Genomic DNA, 18,430 nt, shown 5'->3' on the forward strand with positions numbered 1-18,430 from the left:
TTGTTCGCGGGGAGAGCTTACGTGAGGCTGTGGGGGTCGGGCTTGTGGCGAGACGCCGGGGCAGGGATGCGAAAATGCGGCGGCGTGGCAACTAATGCTGTCGTCCCGGCGAAGGCCGGGACCCACAACCACTAATGCTTGCCGTTACACGGAATGTTGCCCCAGCGTCGCACCAAATAGACAGCCGGGGTAATGGGTCCCGGCCTTCGCCGGGACGACAATGGTGAAATAGCGACGCCCTTAACGGTAGCTCACGCTGCCGGTCGTGATCGGATCGGTCGGCAGCACGGTGGCGCCGGCGCGGCTGGCGGCGGCGGAGGTGATCATGCCGGGCTCGCCCTTCAGCACATTGCGGGGCGGGTGGAATTCGAGGACGACGAGGGCGGCGGTGGCCAGCACCGCCACGGCGGCGGTTGCGAGTGCAGGCACCAGTCTTCCGCGCGTATCGACTGCGCGAACTTGCATTGATCAATTCCTTGTACTGAAGTCGTTCTTTGGACGTGATGTAGTTACGGCCTGGCTTGTTCCCAAGAGTGCGGCGCACATGCCTCACGATCAGTTGTGCCGGCCGTGATGTCCTTCACGGTTTTCGAAGCCGCGCGGCGTGGCCGCGTCGAATCGCAATCGTGTCGGACGGCTTGTTTGCACACTAACATCTGGAAGAGATCGTGGCGTTTTGCATGCGCCTCATGCGCTCGTGATGATGCGCAGTGATGTTGTGATTAACGTTCCGCCTTCGCCGAGGGCCTCGGCGCAACAAGCCGCTTTTTGCCGTGATTTATAGGCTTTCTTTGTCGGTTAACGTCGGCGCGTTAAGGCTTTCTTCACGCGCACTCCAAGCGTCAGAATGGATTCGCGTGATGACACCGCTGTCATTGGCAACAGCTGTCAGCGGACGTGTCGCAGCCATGGCAACGCCGTCACTGTGAGGCTTGTCGCGCCGTCTTGTCCGCCGAAGCCTTTGGCGACTTGTCCGCCGTAGCCTTGGCGAAGGCGGAAGGCGGAAGCTTTGGCGAGGCAGCGCAATCCATCTCTCCTCACGCGATGCGATGGATGATTTTACTCCATGCGTCATCACACAAAGAAAAATCCACTCACGCGTTGCCACGCATGCGCGTTGCTCGGATCGATTCACCTGTCAGACAGCAGGAGAGGGTGAGCGCGCGCAGCCTCGCGGCCGGATCGGCCCGAGCTTTGCGGCAGTGTGACCCTCGCTTCTTAAGCAGAGGGCGCGGGGAACGCCGGGTGCCAGCACGCACCCATGGGTCCCGAGCAACAAAAAGCTCGGGAGGTAGGACCACAGGTACGGCCGGGCGATCCCGGCGTTCCCCGCGCGGATGGGTTACGGCTTATACGTGCTCTCCCCGGCGAGACTGGGCTTGCTTGTCACCGCCGTCGCAGAAACGCTTACGCGTTTCGCGAGGGGACACCGGCCGCTAGGGCGTCAGGACCACACGCTTTCACCGTCCGCAGATAGGCGCGCTCGTCAAGCGCACCCACCGCGTCCACCGCATCCCGCACCCAACGTCCGTGACGATCGCGATACGCCCCTCTCAGAGGAGGCGGGACGCGGGATTTGTAATGCTGAGTTGGGGTGTCGGGGAAGAGGAATATTTTCTTTGCGAGGACTGGACAGGGTGTGTCGCGTTGAAAATGCTAGAGAAATTCGAGTTTTGGCGCAAGGGTTCAAGTCTCAGATGAGGTCCGATTTTAGCTGCGCGTCGAGACCGCGTCTTGTTGCATTCGGCCGACGGGCAACATCAAGTTTCCTGCACCGCCGGGCTGTCGTTTCGAGTAGGACGCACTGTGCGCCAACGCAACTATGCTCGTAGCTTGATCGGCTGAGAAAGTGTTTGGTAGAGGGTCGTCAGATTTTCGTGCCGGAGTTGAACAGTCAGAGCATAGCGTTGCTTCTCGATTGTCGCGGGGGCCCATCGCCGTGAGCACCATACCGCGACATAGTACGTATCGCCGTATTTGGTGATGTCTTGTTTCCCGCGATAAGTCCCAACCTGAAGCGTTCCACTCTCTCGCTGGTCAGATCCAACGTACGCATACGACGAAGGCCGCCTGATTGACGCATGCGCGTGGGCGTGGCGATCTGTAAGATAGCGTTGGGTGAAGGTCAGGCGGCCTGCTGATCGGTGGGGTTGTTGGCTTGCCGCAGGAGCTTCCATTCCCAGGGCAGCAGTTCGCGCAGACGCGAAGTGGGAAGATCGGCGATCCGGGCGAGGACGTCGGCGAGCCAGGCTTTGGGATCGACGTTGTTCAGGCGGCAGGTCGTGATCATCGTCAGCATGATGGCAGCGCGGTCGGCGCCGCGCAGGCTGCCGGCGAAGGTCCAGTTGCGCCTGCCCAACGCGATGCCGCGCAACGCTCTTTCAGCGGCATTATTGCTGAGGCAGATCCTGCCATCATCGAGGAAGCGGGAGAAGTCGTCCCAGCGCCTGAGCATGTAGTTCATGGGCTTCAGGACCTCGGAGGAGCGCGACAGGGTTTCTCGCTCGCGGAGCAGCCAGTCGTGCAAGCCATCGAGAAGCGGCTTGCTTCTCTCCTGGCGTACGGCACGCCGCTCGTCGGCATTGCGGTCGTTGATGGCGCGCTCGATCTCGAACAGAGCGTCAAGACGCCTGACCGCCTCCAGCGCGATCGGGGAGACCGGTTTGCCCTTGCGGCCTTCCCTGGCCGTTTTCTCGATGTCGGCCAGCTCGAAGAATCCCCGCCGCGCATGGGCCAGGCAAAATGCGGGCGTGATCGGCATCGCTTTTCTTTTCGGATCGAACAACGGCTCGAAGCCGCTATAGCAATCCGCCTGCAAGATACCGGCGAAGGCGGCCAGATGCTTCTGGGGATGTTCGCCCCGTCGGTCGCTCGAGGCGTAATAGACCGCCGCCGGCGGCGCAGGCCCGGCGAACGGCTGGTCATCCCGCACATACGTCCAGATCCGCCCAGTCGTGCACTTGCCCTTCGCCAGGATGCGGATGGTGGTGTCGTCGCCATGTAGGCGCTCGGCCGCGAGCACATGGTGCTCGATCAGCTGGAACAGCGGCATAACGGCGAAGGTTCCGTGGCCGACCTGGTCGGCCAGCGTCGACAGCGGCAGATCGATCCTCTCGGCCTTAAAGCGCACGCTCTGACGGTTGAGCGGGATATGCATGCCGAACTTGTCGAACAGGATTGTCGCCAGCAGTTGCGGACCGATGAAGCCACGCGGTGTGGCATGGAACGGCGCGGGCGGCTGGCTGATCTTCTCACAATCGCGGCAGGTGAACTTTTCCCGCACCGTCTCGATCAGCTTGAACCGGCGCGGGATCTCCTCCAACGTCTCGGTCACATCCTCGCCCAGCTTCGCCAGGCGCGATCCGCCGCAGCAGGCGCAGCTCGTTGGCGCCTCAATGACGACCCGCTCGCGTTCGATGTCGTCCGGCCAAGGCTTGCGCACCGGCCGCTTGCGCGTGAAGGCCCGAACGTTCTGTACCTTTGCAGCCGCGGCACGCGCGGCGAGCTCATCCTCACTCGCCATGGTGATGAGTTCTTCGAGCTCCAATTCCAATTGCTCGATCAGCCGCGCCGTGCGCTCGGACCGCGGCCCGTACAGTTCGCGTTTGAGCTTCTCGATCCGCAGTTCGAGATGTGCGATCAACGCTTCGTTGTCCGACAGCTCCGCCCGCGCGCTGGCGGCATCCGCGACTGCGATATCGCGCTCAACTTGCAACGCCTTGCGCTCGGCCAGCAGCGCCATGTAGGCGCTCGCAAGATCCGCAGGAAGATCGTCTGGCTTCGAGCTCATGAAGCCATTGAATCAGATCGAGCAGCAGATTCAAACCCAAAACGGTTATCCGACCCGCGTCGGACGCTGGGTTTCTTGCGGGGTGCGCCAATCGATTCCGGACAACAGATAACTCAACTGCGCCGGCGAGATCGTTACCGTTTCACCGCCAACCGATGGCCAGATGAACCTTCCTCGCTCGAGTCTTTTGGTAAAAAGGCATGCTCCTTGGCCGTCGTGCCAGATCAGCTTCACAAGATCGCTGCGGCGACCGCGGAAGACAAACAAATGACCGCTGAGCGGGTCTTTGTGCAGCACCTCCTGCACTTGGAGCGCCAACGACGGAAAGCCTCGGCGCATGTCCGTGTAGCCTGTCGCGAGCCACACTCGCGCGCCCGTCGGAACCGGGATCATCGGCGGACCAAAGCATCGAGAACGCGACGTAGCGCATCTCCATCAACGTCGCCATCGACCCGGATGCGGTGCCCGCTACCAAGATCAATCTCGATGATGCCCTGGCTCTTGCGTCGACGCGCCGTTGGCGTCAACGGCGCTTCGGCCACCTCCCGCGGTAGCGCAGACGGCCCAATCTCGACCGGAACAAACGGCGCTATGCTCGCTTCGCCGTGCCTGCAAAGCTCCTTACGCCACCTGAACAGCTGGCTCACATGAAGCCCGGCCACGCGAGCCACCTCGGAAACATTGGCGCCGGGCTCGAGCGACGCTGCGACGAGCCGTTCCTTCTCATCCTGCGACCACCGGCGCCGCCGCTCGACCGTTGTGATCACCTCCGCCCTCGAAATCGTCATAGCGCTTCTCCTAGGATTACCCCTAGGACCTGCAGCGCTCGCGCCCATCAAACAAGGCGGCCCTTAGCGGAGGGATACGATCCAACGTCCGTCGGGCAGACTAGGCGTTGCGGGAATTCTGGAGGCTTTCCCTCCTCCTTCGTCCATTTCCGGTACCGATCAAAGACAGCAGCTTCATCTGTTCCTCTTACGAGACGCCACCCCATCGTAACTCCAAGGTAATCAGCTCGTGTATGGCGCGCAGGCGGATCAAAAGCGAGCGATACCCTGATCTCACGAGTTCCCTTGGTGTTCTGAAACTCAGTTGGAATAGGTACCTCGAAGACTGCGAAATGGTCGAGCAACAGTTCATCTTCGGCGAGCAAGATAACTCGACCATCGTCAGAGCTTACGGCGTACTCCGCGTTCGGGATTCCGTATCCGCAAACCATCGGGGCCGTTTTCTCATTCAGGCCACGTGCGCGCAGAGTAACTGCCTTCGGGATATTTGCTGACAGTGCAAGAAGCGAGCGTAGCAGGTTGGCTGATGCGTCTGGAATCTGGGAAAGCAGAAGAGCCGCTTTGTACGCAACGTTGGGTGCTGCAAACGAGGTACCAGACCTCGATCTGAAGAGTTTCTCGATGGGCTTGTGATGCATTGCCCAAATGCCGGCGGCTTCCTTTTGATTACCATTAACAAGCCCACCCGTGGGGCCGTCCCAAACGGCGTTTCCTCCGAAGTCAACCAAATCTGGCTTGATCATTCCCCGGACTCCTGGTCCGGACCTTGTGAACGGCGATGGCTCCTCGAATCCGCATATTGGACGTATGCCAGCAAGCTCTTCGTCCGCGTCTTCAAGTCCGTTGCCGTGAGCGACTGATCCGACGGTAAGAGCGATAGCAGCGGTCGCGGGATCAATGATCCTCGACGCATCGGACAGTAAGTATTGGGGATAAGCTGATACTATGCCGTCTCGATAGGAATTCGTGAGATCGTCTCGATTGCCCGCAGAAACGATGATCAAGATGTCGAGTTCTCGCGCTAGTGCGTCGAGAGTTGCTGCCCAAGCCTCTGGCTTTGCTCCTCGGTAGGGCTTCTTTGGATTTCCAAGCGATACGTTGAATATCCGACAGGCATAGTCGCGGGATAATTGCCTAATCGCCGTTTCCATCAAGTCGGGGACCGGCTGGTTTTTCGGAAAGTAACCCCTGTCGTCGACAACCCTTGCGCTAGCAATTCGAAACTGCGCATCAAAATTCTTAGCAGAAACACGAGCGCTGATGTCACCGAACGCCGCGATCGATGCTACTGACGTTCCATGTCCCGCGGTGTCCGAAGCACTCCACGTAGGGTCCATTGCAATTGCACCAGCCTCAGTGGTTGCAAGCAGGGGGTGACCAAAATTTACGCCACTATCGATTATGCCAAGGACCACAGCATCGTCGAGCGGTGGCATGCCTGCAGGCAAATCCCCTACGTCTATTTCGGTGAAGTCCTCTGGTTGTATGTCGGGTTGAGGAGGAATATCGGCAACCGCTACCTCGGGAAGGTTCAGGGCGACACGGACTGCCGCACCGGTGCACTCGACACGAGCAATCAACATCTGAAATCCAGAGTAGGTGCTCAGTACCGTTCCAGCAGGCGCTATGGCTTGCCGCAGCCGATAGAGAAATAACTCAATGTCATCCTTGTCAGGTGGGTAATAGAGCTCAAAATCGAGCAGGTAGGCATCGGTCTCAACGAAATCTTCAGGTGCGGTGATGCCTTCAAGATTGAGGCCGCGGCCAATGCGATCTGATGCCGATAGCAAACTGACGGATTCTATTGCGGAGACGAGACCCGCGTATTGGGGAGACTTTCGTCCGTCGGGAATCTCGCCTTGATAAGCTTCCACCTTGTTTCGGAAATCCTGCAGTGACTTATCGTCGGCAAAGAGGACTACCGACCTGTCACCATCAACCGATAGAACAGTTAGACCGAGTTTACGCCATTCGTCCTCGTCAACATTTCCGGCCACCGATATCTTGAGGATTAATGATGGATCGACTCCCTCGACGGCTGGCAGTTCGTTGTAAGAAGCAACGACTTCTTCAATCTCAGTTTGGATGCGGGCGCCGTGCGCTTTAGCTTCACGAGGAGGTGGGCTGCCGAAACCGTGTGTTCGTCGTTCGAGAGTCCCCTCAAGCCGCCGAAGCGGCAAGTGGTCATATGTCGCCATCGCTGCCCCAACCAACCTTAGGTATTTTGTCTAATTTTTTCCTTGATCGAGATGCGCCGCCTTTCAGATCGGATCGCGCCCTCAAATACCTTGGCTGTGACTGCCGAACTCCTTGCAAGGACGGAAGCTCGTATTGCGCTGAGGCAGACGCGCTCAATCTCGGCAAAGGACATGCCTTCAAACCGCTCAGCGTAGCTGGAAACATCGAATTGGACTGGAAAATTGCGCGTCTTTAGCTTCAGCGTCGCTTTAACTTGGCTGAGCGTTGGCTGATCGAAGAACATTACTTCGTCAAACCGCCGCCACGCGGCTCGATCTATTGAGCCCTCAAGGTTCGTGGCGGCGATAAGCAGGCCTTTTCCAGCGAAGCGATCGATCAGCATGAGCAAGCTGTTAACGACACGTCGTATTTCGTTATGCTCCGCTGTATCGGTTCGCGCGCGAGCGAGAGCATCGAATTCGTCCAGAAACAATACTGTAGGCAGTTGAACAGCTGCGTCGAACGCCTTTCTTAAATTGCTCGCAGTCGCTCCGAGATAGGTCGTGATTACCTCGTCGAGCCGCGCTACCAACAGAGGTAGCTTAAGCTCACGTGCTAGCACTTCGGCGCAGAGTGTTTTTCCGCAACCTGGCGGGCCGCAAAATAGCAGCTTGGATCGTGGCGAAAGGCCGTGCCGCCGCAGTTCCTCGCCGCGGCGAACTTCGGTAACGATCTCAGCCAGCGCTTGGTAATTGTCGGTGCTAACGATGAGGTCGCTTGGCCCGCGCTGCGGCTCAATAAGCTCAAGCAAACCCGATGCTGTCAGTTGACTTCTAGCTAAGGCGGGCAACCGAGGCTGCGCCGTATGGGGTCTTCGAAGACCCTTTCCTTTCAGGGCCGGCCCTGCGGGCTCGCTACCGAGCGCTTGAATTGCGGGACTTTCGTCATCCGATGAGCGGGTCGCAAATGAGAATCCGCGAAGCTTAGTGTTCATGCGTACCAGCCGCTAGTGCACGAGGCCCGCCGTTGCCTCATCATGTAGAGTGCGCTTGAGCCTCGCCCTTGGCAAGGAGACGCCCAACGTCACCCCCAAAACAAAACGGCCAGATCACGAGATCCGGCCGTTAATTCGAGGCGAAAAAGAGAGTCTACGCTAGCTCAGCTCGCCTTCTTCACGAACACCGGCTTGCCGACCTTCTTCTCGATCGCACGCTTGAGGTCGAGCGCGCGGGGCGACAGCACCTCGGCCTTGGCCTTGATCAGATAGGCATCGAGGCCGCCATTGTGGTCGACGCTCTTGAGCGCATTGGTCGAGACGCGCAGGCGCACGTTGCGGCCGAGCGCATCCGAGATGAAGGTCACGTTGGCCAGGTTCGGCAGGAAGCGCCGCTTGGTCTTGATGTTGGAGTGGCTCACCTTGTGGCCCGTCTGGGGGCCCTTGGCCGTCAGTTCGCAGCGCCGGGACATCTTACAAAATCCTTATTGCATCCCCGCCACTGGCGGCACGTGCGATCACGCGGCCCGCGCAGGGGTTTTGAATTCGCGTCCATTTTCCAGGAACCGCGGGTGTATAGGGGCAGATCGCCCAAGCGTCAAGATTATATCGCCGCATGGCGGTACCGGGAAACGGCGGTTCATAAGCCGTTCCAGCCACTTAACGCCGGATATAGCAACCATATAAAGGGCGTATTCGGCTGCAAGTCTTGGTTCCATAAGAGATGCGCGTGTTGTCCGGCCGATGTGACATCCCGATGTGACTTGGCGAAATTGGACAACGAACCGAGCGCCGATAGCAGGACCGTCAGGTACGTAAGTGACCACCACGATTGCCCTTTTGCCCCCGCTCGGCCGGCTCATCGGCCTGTGCGCTGGTGCCCTCCTGCTGTTTTGCGCCGAGCGCGCCAGCGCGCAGGGGCGTGTCGACGCCCAGTATGAGGCGACCCTGGCCGGTATCCCGGTCGGCAAGGGCAGCTGGACCATCGAAATCGGCGACGACTCTTTCTCAGCCACCGCCCAGGGCGGCACCGCGGGGCTCTTGAAGGCATTTTCCGGCGGCAGCGGCTCGGGCGCCTCGCAGGGCCGCGTCGTCAATGGATCGCTGGTCGGTGCCTCCTACACCGCGACCACCAAGACCTCGAAGAAATCGGAGACGATCCGGATGGTGCTCGCCAACGGCGCCATCAAGGAATCCACCATCGAGCCGGAGCCGCCTGTCGATGCCGACCGCCTGCCTGTGTCGGATGCGCAGAAGAAGGGCGTGTTCGATCCGATGACCGGCTCGTTCCTGCGCGCGCCCGGCAATGCCGAACTGATGAGCCCGGATGTCTGCCGCACCGGCGCCGGCGTGTTCGACGGCCGCATGCGCTACGACCTCAAGCTCGATTTCAAACGGGTCGAGATCGTCAAGGCCGAGCGCGGCTATCACGGCCCGGCGCTGGTCTGCGCGCTCTATTTCGTGCCGGTCTCGGGCTACATCCCGGATCGCCCCGTCATCAAATACCTCGCCGCCCAGCGCAACATCGAGATCGCCTTCGTGCCGATCGCGGGCACCCGCCTGCTGGTGCCGTTCCGCATGACGATCCCGACCCCGCTCGGCCAGGCCATGCTGGAAGCCACCACGTTCGTCACCACAGCCGCGCCGCCGCGCGTGGCGAAGACGCAGTAGGGGATCTGATCGCGGCCACGCTGCCCGACCGTCATCCTGAGGAGCGCGCTTTTGCGCGCGTCTCGAAGGATCGACGGCCACCGGCCGGGCCGTGCATCCTTCGAGACGCGCTTCGCGCTCCTCAGGATGACGGGTCAGGGAGAGGTGACCGCGGTCCAGGGAATGCAACAGACGTCACCGGAATCCAGTTGACTCTTGCCTGCTTCTGATTCGACTCAGGCCCTCTGGAATTTAAGGAATTCAGTCCGCATATCCTGTGCTTGTGGAGCCCTCTCAAACTTGATCTAGTGCCGCCGCCATCAGGTCCACCCGAGATGTTGCGGTGAACGTTTCAGGCCTGGAATGGAGTCACCGATTCGGGCGCGATTCGTTCTAGACTCGTTCCGAAGCTTAAGCCGGGCGCAGAAAGCGTCGCATTGTGAGACAGATTTTGCGAAAGGACGCGTGAAGGAGTGAAGACGAAAGCGTCAATCCCTCACCGTCACCCTGAGGAGGCCGCGGAGCGGCCGTCTCGAAGGGCGACGGCCCCGCTGTCTCATCAAGACCGCCGCAAACGGATCAATCTCGGCCGTGCATCCTTCGAGACGCGCTGACGCGCTCCTCAGGATGACGGAACGGAGATCGTGCCAACAATTCAAGAAACACCTGCAAAATATGGCTTTCTCAACTTCGTTCGGAAATGATCGCGTGCCCGGTGCAGGCGTCACCGCGGTGCTTGGCCCGACCAACACCGGCAAGACGCATCTGGCGATCGAGCGCATGCTTGCGCATTCCTCTGGCTTGATCGGGCTGCCGCTGCGGCTGCTCGCGCGCGAGGTCTACAACAAGATCGCGGATCGCGCCGGCGTCGACAACGTCGCGCTGATCACCGGCGAGGAGAAGATCAAGCCGAAGGCGCCGCGGTTCTGGGTCTCGACCGTGGAAGCGATGCCGCGCGATCTCGATGTGTCGTTCCTTGCGGTCGACGAGATCCAGATCGCGGCCGATCTGGAGCGCGGCCACGTCTTCACTGATCGCATGCTCAACCGCCGCGGCCGCGACGAGACGCTGCTGCTTGGCGCCGCGACGATGCGCCCGATCATCGAGCGGCTGTTGCCGGGTGCTTCGATCATCACAAGACCAAGGCTGTCGCAGCTCGAATTCGCCGGCGACCGCAAGATCACGCGGCAGCCGCGGCGGACCGCGATCGTCGCGTTCTCCGCCGACGAAGTCTACGCAATCGCCGAACTGATCCGCCGCCAGCATGGCGGCGCGGCTGTGGTGCTGGGCTCGCTCAGCCCACGCACGCGCAATGCGCAGGTCGAGATGTTCCAGAACGGCGACGTCGATTATCTCGTCGCCACCGACGCGGTCGGCATGGGGCTCAATCTCGACGTCGATCACGTCGCCTTCGCCTCCGACCGCAAATATGACGGCTATCAGTTCCGCCGGCTGACGCCGGCCGAATTCGCCCAGATCGCAGGCCGCGCCGGGCGCGCCACGCGCAACGGCACCTTTGGTACGACGGGACGCTGCGCGCCGTTCGAGCCGGAGCTCGTCAACGCGCTGCAGAACCACACCTTCGACAGCGTCAAGATGTTGCAATGGCGCAACGCGAAGCTCGATTTCGCCTCGCTCGGCGCGTTGCAGGTGTCGCTGGCGATGGCGCCCAATCATGAGGCACTGACGCGGGCCCCGATCGCCGAGGACCAGCGCGTGCTCGACCATGTCGCGCGCGACGCCGAGGTGCGCGAATTCGCGCATGGGGCTAAGGCGGTGGAGCGGCTATGGGAGGCCTGCCAGGTTCCGGACTATCGGAAGCTATCGCCGGCCGCCCATGCCGAACTCGTGACCACCCTGTATGGCTTCCTGATGCAAAAGGGTCGTATCCCTGACGCATGGTTTGGCGCCCAGGTCGACCAGGCCAACCGGACCGACGGCGATATCGACACGCTATCGGGCCGGATCGCGCAGATCCGGACCTGGACCTTTGTGGCCAACCGGCCTGACTGGCTGTATGACCCGGAGCACTGGCAGGGGATCACGCGCGATCTCGAAAATAAATTATCCGATGCGCTGCATGAACGGCTCACGGAGCGTTTCGTTGACAGGCGGACCAGTGTATTGATGCGCCGCCTGCGGGAGAACTCAGTTTTGAATACGGAAATTGGCAAGACCGGTGAAGTGATCGTGGAAGGCCATGTGATCGGCCGGCTCGATGGTTTCACCTTTGCACCTGATGCGGCCGAGGCCGGCAGCGACGCCAAGGCGCTGCAAGCCGCCGCCCAGCAGGTGCTGGCGCGCGAGATCGACGCGCGCGCCGAGAAACTGGGCGCCGCGCCCGACGAGCAGTTCGTGCTGACCTCCGACGGCACCATTCGCTGGACCGGCGATGCGGTGGCGAAGCTCGTGGCCGCCGAGGACGCGCTGCATCCGCGGCTACGCATCATTTCCGACGAGCGGCTGACCGGCGCCTCGCGCGAAGCGGTGCAGACCAGGCTCGACCTCTGGCTCAAAACGCATATCGAAAAACTGCTCGGGCCGCTGTTCGAACTCTCCAAGGCCGAGGATATCCAGGGCATCGCCCGCGGCATCGCGTTCCAACTGGTCGAGGCGCTCGGCGTGCTCGAGCGCAGCAAGATCGCGGCCGAGATGAAGGATCTCGATCAGCCCTCGCGTGCCGCGCTGCGCAAATACGGCGTGCGGTTCGGCGCCTACCACATCTATTTCCCGCAGCTCTTGAAGCCCGCGGCGCGCTCGCTGGCTTCGCTGCTGTGGGCCGAGAAGCAGAACAATGTCGACATGAGCGCGCTGTCGAACGTGCAGCATCTGGCGTCGAGCGGCCGCACCTCGTTCCCGGTCGACAAGCAGCTCGCTCGCGATGCCTATCGCGTGCTCGGCTATCGCCAGTGCGGCGAACGCGCGGTGCGCGTCGACATCCTCGAGCGGCTTGCCGATCTGATCCGTCCGGCGCTGGCCTGGCGCGAGACCTCGCCGGGCGAAAAGCCCACAGGCGCCTTCGACGGCCGCGGCTTTGTCGTGACGCAGGCGATGACCTCGCTGACCGGCTCGGCTGGCGAGGACTTTGCCTCGATCCTGCGCGCGCTCGGCTATCGCATGGACCGTCGTCCGCCGCTGCCGCCGAAGGCGGTTGAGGTGGCACCGGTCGAGACCACCGAGACGGCCGCTGCCGAGACGCCGCCGGTCGAGGCTGGTGCTGACGCTGCCGCGGATGTGCCGGTCGATGCCGCCGCTGATGCGCCGGCCGACGCCGCCGCAGAGGTCACGGCCGATGCAGTGGAGGCTACCGCTGCGCCCGAGGCCGAAGCGCCTGAGGCCGAAGCTGCTGTCGATCAGCCGGTGTCCGGCGATCCCGCACCGTCGGCTGCGCTGCTGCCCGATGTCGGCTTTGCCGAGGTGGTTGCCAGCGAGGCGACGCCTGTGGTCATCGAGACCCACCAGGATGCCGCAGCGGAGCGCGTCGCTCCCGTCGACGCGCCCGCCGCCGCCGAAGAACCCGCTCCTGAAGCGCCCGCCGCTGAAGCCGCAGCCGAGCCCGCGCCCGCCGTGGAAGCCGCTGCGGGGACGCCTGAGGCTGCCACTGAGGCGCCCGCGGAGACTGCGAGCGCTGAGGCTGCACCCGCCGAGGCTGCTCCCGCAGCCGCAGAGACGCCGGCCGAACCGCAACTGGTCGAGGTCTGGCGTCCCGGCGGCCGCTCCGATGGAGAACGCCGGCCGCATCATCGCGGTCACGATCGCAACCGCGGCCGTCATCAGAACAAGCCCGCCGAAGGCGCCCAGGCCGCCGAAGGCGGCGAGGGGGGAGGCGAGAAGCGCGAGCAGCATCGCCGTCCGCGCCGTCATCACGATTTCCGCGCGCCGCGTCCGGGCGCAGCACCCGCTGACGGCGCTGCGGCAGCCTCCGCCGCGCCGGCCGATGGCGCGCAGGCCCGCGACAACCGCCAAGATAATCGCCAGGGCAATCGTGACGACAAGGGCCAGCGCCGCGAGCGGTTCGAGGGCAAGGGCTTCGAGGGGAAGGGCCGCGATCGCGACAATGAGCGGCGCGGCGAGAAATTCGGCGGCGGCCGCAAGGGCGGCGATCGTGATCGCGGCGGCCGCGATTTCGGCCGCGACAAGGGCGGGCGCGACAAGCGCGAGGGCGGCCCGTCGCATCGGCCCTATGCCTCGAGCGCGAGCACGCCGCGCGAGCGCGACCGGCCGATCGATCCGAACTCGCCCTTCGCCAAGCTGGCTGCACTGAAGGAGCAGCTCGCCGGCCGGAAGGAATAGTCCAACCTTTGGTCTAATTCTTGGATCGACAGCGCCTCGACAAATGGCTGTGGCACGCGCGGGTGGTGAAGGCCCGCACCAGCGCGGCTGAACTCGTCGCCTCAGGGCATGTCCGCATCAACGGCACGCGCGAGAAATCGCCGGGCCATGCCGTGAAGCTAGGTGACGTCGTCACCGTCGCGCTCGACAACAGCGTCCGTGTGCTGAAAGTGATCGGCTTTGCCGAGCGGCGCGGCGACGCCGCGTCCGCGCGCCTGCTTTGCGAGGATTTGCAAGGAGGCAAGGAATAGCTATTTAGGGCCAGCAATTCCTTGCGGCTCCGGTATTCCTGCGCTACGCAACCCCGGAAAAAGTGGATCGTTTCGGAGTTTTGGATGACCTACGTCGTCACTGAAGCCTGCATCAAGTGCAAATATACCGACTGCGTCGAGGTCTGCCCCGTCGATTGCTTCTACGAGGGCGAGAACATGCTGGTCATCCACCCGGACGAATGCATCGATTGCGGCGTGTGCGAGCCGGAATGCCCGGCTGACGCCATCAAACCGGACACCGAGCCGGGCCTGGAAAAGTGGCTCGAGGTCAACCGCGACTACGCCAAGAGCTGGCCGAACATCACCCAGAAGAAGGACTCGCCCGAGGACGCCAAGGAGTGGGAAGGCAAGGAAGGCAAGTTCGAGAAATATTTTTCTGCGAATCCGGGCAGCGGCGACTGAGTTCGCCTGTCACCCTCGGGACTACCCCGATAAGGGCGGGCTTGGGCCGCCGCGGCCCTCCGTCCGGGCCGCCGATTTAACCCTAATGACGGACATATGACCCGAGGGTCCCCTGTTATGCCCGGAATCGGGCGTAAACCATTGATTTTTGCGGAAAATGTGCTATATTGGGCACATTACAGGCCAAGAACCCCCTGCCATGCGTACCTTGTGGCTTCGAGGTTCCCGCAAACATCGAACAGGGGCGTGGCAGTTTCCGCGCGCAGGCTGTGTCACAGAAAACGCGTAAAAAGAGTGCTTCAAAGACGACGAAAAAAGCCGCTGTCGTTGCCCGCAGCGCAACCAAGGGCCGTGCCAAGGCGCCCGTGAAGGGGGCCAAGAAGGCGGCGGCTGCAAAGTCCTCAAAGAACAAAAGAAGCGTGATGCCAGAAAAGACTGCCAAGACTGCCGCGAAAGCGGCAGCTGCGAAGCCCGCTGCTGCGAAGGTCGCCCCCAAGACTGCTGCTGCCGCGCCGAAGCCGGCTGCCCCGAAGGCTGCCGTCCCCGCCGCTGCTCCGAAGGTTGCCGCCAAGCCGGCCGCTGCGCCGCCCCCGGCAGAGAAGAAGGTCGTGACCCAGCGTCAGGGCTTCAAGGCCAATGAATTCGTGGTCTATCCCGCTCACGGCGTCGGCCAGATCCTGGCGATCGAGGAGCAGGAGATCGCGGGCGCCAAGCTTGAGCTGTTCGTGATCAATTTCATGAAGGACAAGATGACGCTGCGCGTTCCGACCGCGAAGGTCGCCAATGTCGGCATGCGCAAGCTGTCGGAGCCGGCGCTGGTCAAGAAGGCACTGGAGACGCTGAAGGGCCGCGCCCGCGTCAAGCGCACCATGTGGTCGCGCCGCGCCCAGGAATACGAAGCGAAGATCAACTCGGGCGACATCGTTGCGATCGCCGAGGTGGTCCGCGATCTCTATCGTTCGGAATCGCAGCCTGAGCAGTCGTACAGCGAACGCCAGCTCTACGAAGCGGCGCTCGACCGTCTGTCGCGCGAGATCGCGGTCGTGCAGCACTCGACCGAGACCGAGGCGATCAAGGAGATCGAAGGCCAGCTCGCCAAGAGCCCGCGCCGCGGCGCCAAGGCGGAAGCCGAGGGTGAAGGCGAGGGCGATGCCGACGGTGAGGATCTCGACAGCGATGGCGACGATACCAGCGTCGCCGACGAAGCCGCCTAAGCGGCGCTGCAAGGTTTCAGATGAAAAGCCCGGTCGGAAGACCGGGCTTTTTGTTTGCGCGGCGCGCGTTGCAACGCCACCGAAATGGCAACGCTGCGTCCACGCGGCTCTCTATTCGTAGTCCGGATGAAGCGAAGCGAAATCCGGGGCCGGTCGATCCGCAGATACTTCACCGCTGCTTCTCGAGCTTGCGCGCGAGCGTACGGCGGTGCATGCCGAAGCGGCGATGTCGGAGTGCTGCAATCGGTCTCGATCAGGATCCGGTGGATGCGTTCCATTTCAGCCCCCGATCGAGGTGAGGCGCGCGAAACCTCCGGATGCCGAACGGCTCGAAAGCCACGTAAACGATCCTGACCAGAATCGTCTTGAGTTGTTTCACGGATGACGACGGCAATCGGTGCCCGGCATGCTATGCTGGCCGCCCTGCCGTTATTGGATCGACGTTACGATGACCGATCAATTTTGCAGCGAGGAGAAATCCGATGGCATCCAATGTTGAGGCAACCAGGAAGGGCTATGAAGCCTTTCAACGAGGTGACATTCCAGCGCTCATCAGGGATCTGATCGATGATGACTGCACGTGGATAACCCCGGGTCCCCAGGACAAATTGCCTTGGGCTGGGACCTTTAGGGGAAAGCAGCAGATTGCAAACTTCTTCGTCCAGGTCGGCGAGAATCTGGAATTCAGCGAGTTTGCTCCGCGTGAGATGATCGAGCAGGGCGACACTGTCGTGGTCTTGGGTACACTCACGGCGCGGGCAAAGAAAACAGGCAAGACCGTAACGAACGAATGGGCCCACGTTTTCAAGTACCGCGACGGAAAGGCGGTCCGTTTTCAGGAGTACATCGACACTGCGGCGGATGTTGCCGCGATGTCGTGACGGAGCGAGGGGCGGCCGGCTGAATCAGGCGCGCATTCGCGTGTCTCGTTGGCGTCGTCGGCCTCTGTCGCCTACTTCACCCGCTGCTTCTCGAGCTTGCGCGCCAGCGTCCGGCGGTGCATGCCGAGGCGGCGGGCGGCTTCGGAGATGTTGAAATCGGTCTCGATCAGGGTCTGGTGGATGCGTTCCCATTCCAGCGTCTTGATCGAGGTCGGCCGCGCGCCGACCTCGATGGCGGCATTGCCTTGCGCTTTAAGGAATGCGGCCTCGATGTCGTCGGTGTTGGAGGGCTTGGCCAGATAGTGGCAGGCGCCGAGCTTGATCGCCTCGACCGCAGTCGCGATGCTGGCGAACCCGGTCAGCACGACGATCAGCATGTCAGGATCATGCGCGTGCAGCGCTTCGACGCAGGCGAGACCGGAGGCGCCACCGGCGAGCTTCAGGTCGACCACGGCATAGCCGGGCGATTGTACTTCCAGGAGATCGCGGACCTCGTCGAGCGAGGCCGACACCGCGACACCATAGCCGCGGCGCTCGAACGAGCGCTTCAGCGTGCGGGCAAAGCCTGAATCGTCCTCGACGATCAGGAGCTGGCGTTCATCCGTCAAGATGGTCTCCGATCGCGAGCGTCGAGAGCGGCAGCTCGAGCCTGACCGCGGCGCCGATGTCCGGCCGGTTGCGCGCCGTCACCACGCCGCCCAGCTTGCGCACCACGTTGCCGACCAGGAACAGGCCGAGGCCGCTGCCGGGGCTGCCCTTGGTCGATTGATACGGCTTGCCGACATGCGCCAGCATCTCGCGCGAGAAGCCCGGGCCGCGATCGATCACCGACAGCACCAGCCTGTCGCGATCGCGCTCCGCCGTCAGCTCGATCCAGTCGCGCGAGACCTCGGCGGCATTGTCGAGCACGTTGAAGATCGCCTGCTTGAGCGCGATGTCGGAGACGATCGGCAGGTCGGCCCCGAAGGCGTTGCGGAAATACAGCGTGGCCGACGGCCGCGACGTCCGCCATTCCTCGACCAGCGCCGACAGGAACGCGGCGACCGTGGTCGGCGAGGACCCTTCGCCGCGGGCCTCGCCGGCCGACAGCAGGATGCCGGTGACGATCGTCTTGCAGCGCTGCACCGAGATCTCCATCTCGCCGAGGTCTTGCGCCAGCTCGGGATCGGAGGCGAGCGCCGGCATCCGGCGCCAGTCGCCCAGGATGACCGAGAGCGAGGAAAGCGGCGTGCCGAGCTCGTGCGCGGCACCGGAGGCCAGCAGCCCCATCCGGACGATGTGGTCCTGTTCGGCCGCGTCCTGGCGCAGCGCCGCGAGGCGGAGGTCGCGGTCGCGCAGGTTGCGGTTGATCCGCGTCATGAACACCACGAGCAGCACGGCGTCGAGCACGAGGCCGATGAAGGTGCCGACGATATGGAGGTTGAACGCATCGGCAAAGCCTTGCTGCGGCAGCTCCAGCGGCCGGTAGTAGCTGGTCAGCCAGGCGAAGTTCATGCACACCAGCGCCACCAGCGACCAGGTCGAGGGGGCGTCGAGCAGCACCGCGCCAAGCGTGACCTGCAGCAGATAGAGCGATGTGAAAGGATTGGTGGCGCCGCCGCTGAGATAGAGCAGGACGGTGAGCGCAGCAACGTCGAGCGTCAGCGCGATCAGGAGCTCGCGGTTGTTGATGTCGGCGCGGTAGCGCAGCCACAGCAGGCTGACGAGATTGAGCGCCACCAGCCCCGAGATCACGGCCGCCATCGGCATCAGCGGCAGCGCGACGCCCATCCAGAACTGCACGAAGCCGATGGTCGCGATCTGGCCGATCACCGCGATCCAGCGCAGCTGGACCAGCAGGGCCATGTTCTTGCGGTTGGTGGCGACGTCGGCCGGGGCTGCGAGATCGAACGGCATGCCGGCGGCTCCGCTCACGGCGTGCGGCATCAC

General features: G+C 62.6%; 15 protein-coding genes. 6 read left to right on the plus strand and 9 right to left on the minus strand.

Going from position 1 to position 18,430, the window contains the following annotated elements; all coding sequences use genetic code 11:
- Window positions 1-240: 240 nt before the first annotated feature.
- The 7 genes from HAP48_RS17875 to rpmB all read right to left on the minus strand — a co-directional run bounded on the left by HAP48_RS17875 (window position 241) and on the right by rpmB (window position 8,223).
- Window positions 241-465 carry a hypothetical protein gene (locus tag HAP48_RS17875; RefSeq protein ID WP_166211969.1) on the minus strand — a complete coding sequence of 75 codons (225 nt, stop codon included), beginning with the start codon at window positions 463-465 and terminating at the stop codon, window positions 241-243.
- 1,660 nt (window positions 466-2,125) lie between these two features.
- Window positions 2,126-3,790 (minus strand): IS66 family transposase, encoded by a 1,665-nt coding sequence (gene tnpC, locus HAP48_RS17880; protein WP_166204034.1) that lies wholly within the window; start codon window positions 3,788-3,790, stop codon window positions 2,126-2,128.
- Between the two features lie 45 nt (window positions 3,791-3,835).
- The gene (gene tnpB / locus HAP48_RS17885; protein ID WP_028182053.1) at window positions 3,836-4,183 is read right to left on the minus strand and encodes an IS66 family insertion sequence element accessory protein TnpB; all 348 of its coding nucleotides are present in this window, start codon (window positions 4,181-4,183) and stop codon (window positions 3,836-3,838) included.
- Entirely contained in the window at window positions 4,180-4,578 is a 399-nt protein-coding gene (gene tnpA / locus HAP48_RS17890) for an IS66-like element accessory protein TnpA (RefSeq protein WP_028182054.1), read from the minus strand. The genes tnpB and tnpA overlap by 4 nt, the downstream gene beginning before the upstream one ends.
- Before the next feature lie 47 nt (window positions 4,579-4,625).
- Window positions 4,626-6,776 (minus strand): S8 family peptidase, encoded by a 2,151-nt coding sequence (locus HAP48_RS17895; RefSeq protein ID WP_166211963.1) that lies wholly within the window; start codon window positions 6,774-6,776, stop codon window positions 4,626-4,628.
- Between the two features lie 17 nt (window positions 6,777-6,793).
- Window positions 6,794-7,750, minus strand: coding sequence for an AAA family ATPase (locus HAP48_RS17900; RefSeq protein ID WP_166211960.1), 957 nt, complete (start codon window positions 7,748-7,750; stop codon window positions 6,794-6,796).
- A gap of 164 nt (window positions 7,751-7,914) precedes the next feature.
- Entirely contained in the window at window positions 7,915-8,223 is a 309-nt protein-coding gene (rpmB, locus tag HAP48_RS17905; protein ID WP_092120029.1) for a 50S ribosomal protein L28, read from the minus strand.
- A 367-nt stretch (window positions 8,224-8,590) separates the two neighbouring features.
- Between rpmB and HAP48_RS17910 the strand changes: the two genes are divergently transcribed.
- The 6 genes from HAP48_RS17910 (at window position 8,591) to HAP48_RS17935 (ending at window position 16,501) form a co-directional block, all read left to right on the plus strand.
- Complete coding sequence (locus tag HAP48_RS17910; protein ID WP_175612419.1) at window positions 8,591-9,421, plus strand: DUF3108 domain-containing protein; 831 nt, start codon at window positions 8,591-8,593, stop codon at window positions 9,419-9,421.
- 654 nt (window positions 9,422-10,075) lie between these two features.
- Window positions 10,076-13,693 carry a helicase-related protein gene (locus HAP48_RS17915; protein ID WP_166211957.1) on the plus strand — a complete coding sequence of 1,206 codons (3,618 nt, stop codon included), beginning with the start codon at window positions 10,076-10,078 and terminating at the stop codon, window positions 13,691-13,693.
- 20 nt (window positions 13,694-13,713) lie between these two features.
- Window positions 13,714-13,983, plus strand: a complete 270-nt coding sequence (locus HAP48_RS17920) for an RNA-binding S4 domain-containing protein (protein ID WP_029079619.1) — start codon at window positions 13,714-13,716, stop codon at window positions 13,981-13,983.
- 84 nt (window positions 13,984-14,067) lie between these two features.
- On the plus strand, window positions 14,068-14,406 hold the full coding sequence (fdxA, locus tag HAP48_RS17925) for a ferredoxin FdxA (protein ID WP_029079620.1): 339 nt from the start codon (window positions 14,068-14,070) through the stop codon (window positions 14,404-14,406).
- Window positions 14,407-14,828: 422 nt separating this feature from the next.
- Window positions 14,829-15,620 (plus strand): CarD family transcriptional regulator, encoded by a 792-nt coding sequence (locus HAP48_RS17930; RefSeq protein ID WP_166211954.1) that lies wholly within the window; start codon window positions 14,829-14,831, stop codon window positions 15,618-15,620.
- Window positions 15,621-16,102: 482 nt separating this feature from the next.
- Complete coding sequence (locus HAP48_RS17935; protein WP_166211951.1) at window positions 16,103-16,501, plus strand: nuclear transport factor 2 family protein; 399 nt, start codon at window positions 16,103-16,105, stop codon at window positions 16,499-16,501.
- A 71-nt stretch (window positions 16,502-16,572) separates the two neighbouring features.
- Here the strand turns inward: HAP48_RS17935 and HAP48_RS17940 are convergent, their stop codons facing one another.
- Window positions 16,573-17,109 (minus strand): response regulator transcription factor, encoded by a 537-nt coding sequence (locus HAP48_RS17940; RefSeq protein ID WP_166211948.1) that lies wholly within the window; start codon window positions 17,107-17,109, stop codon window positions 16,573-16,575.
- The gene (locus HAP48_RS17945; protein ID WP_420869901.1) at window positions 17,099-18,427 is read right to left on the minus strand and encodes an ATP-binding protein; all 1,329 of its coding nucleotides are present in this window, start codon (window positions 18,425-18,427) and stop codon (window positions 17,099-17,101) included. The genes HAP48_RS17940 and HAP48_RS17945 overlap by 11 nt, the downstream gene beginning before the upstream one ends.
- Between the last annotated feature and the right edge of the window lie 3 nt (window positions 18,428-18,430).

It is taken from the genome of Bradyrhizobium septentrionale, assembly GCF_011516645.4.
Taxonomy (GTDB): domain Bacteria; phylum Pseudomonadota; class Alphaproteobacteria; order Rhizobiales; family Xanthobacteraceae; genus Bradyrhizobium; species Bradyrhizobium septentrionale.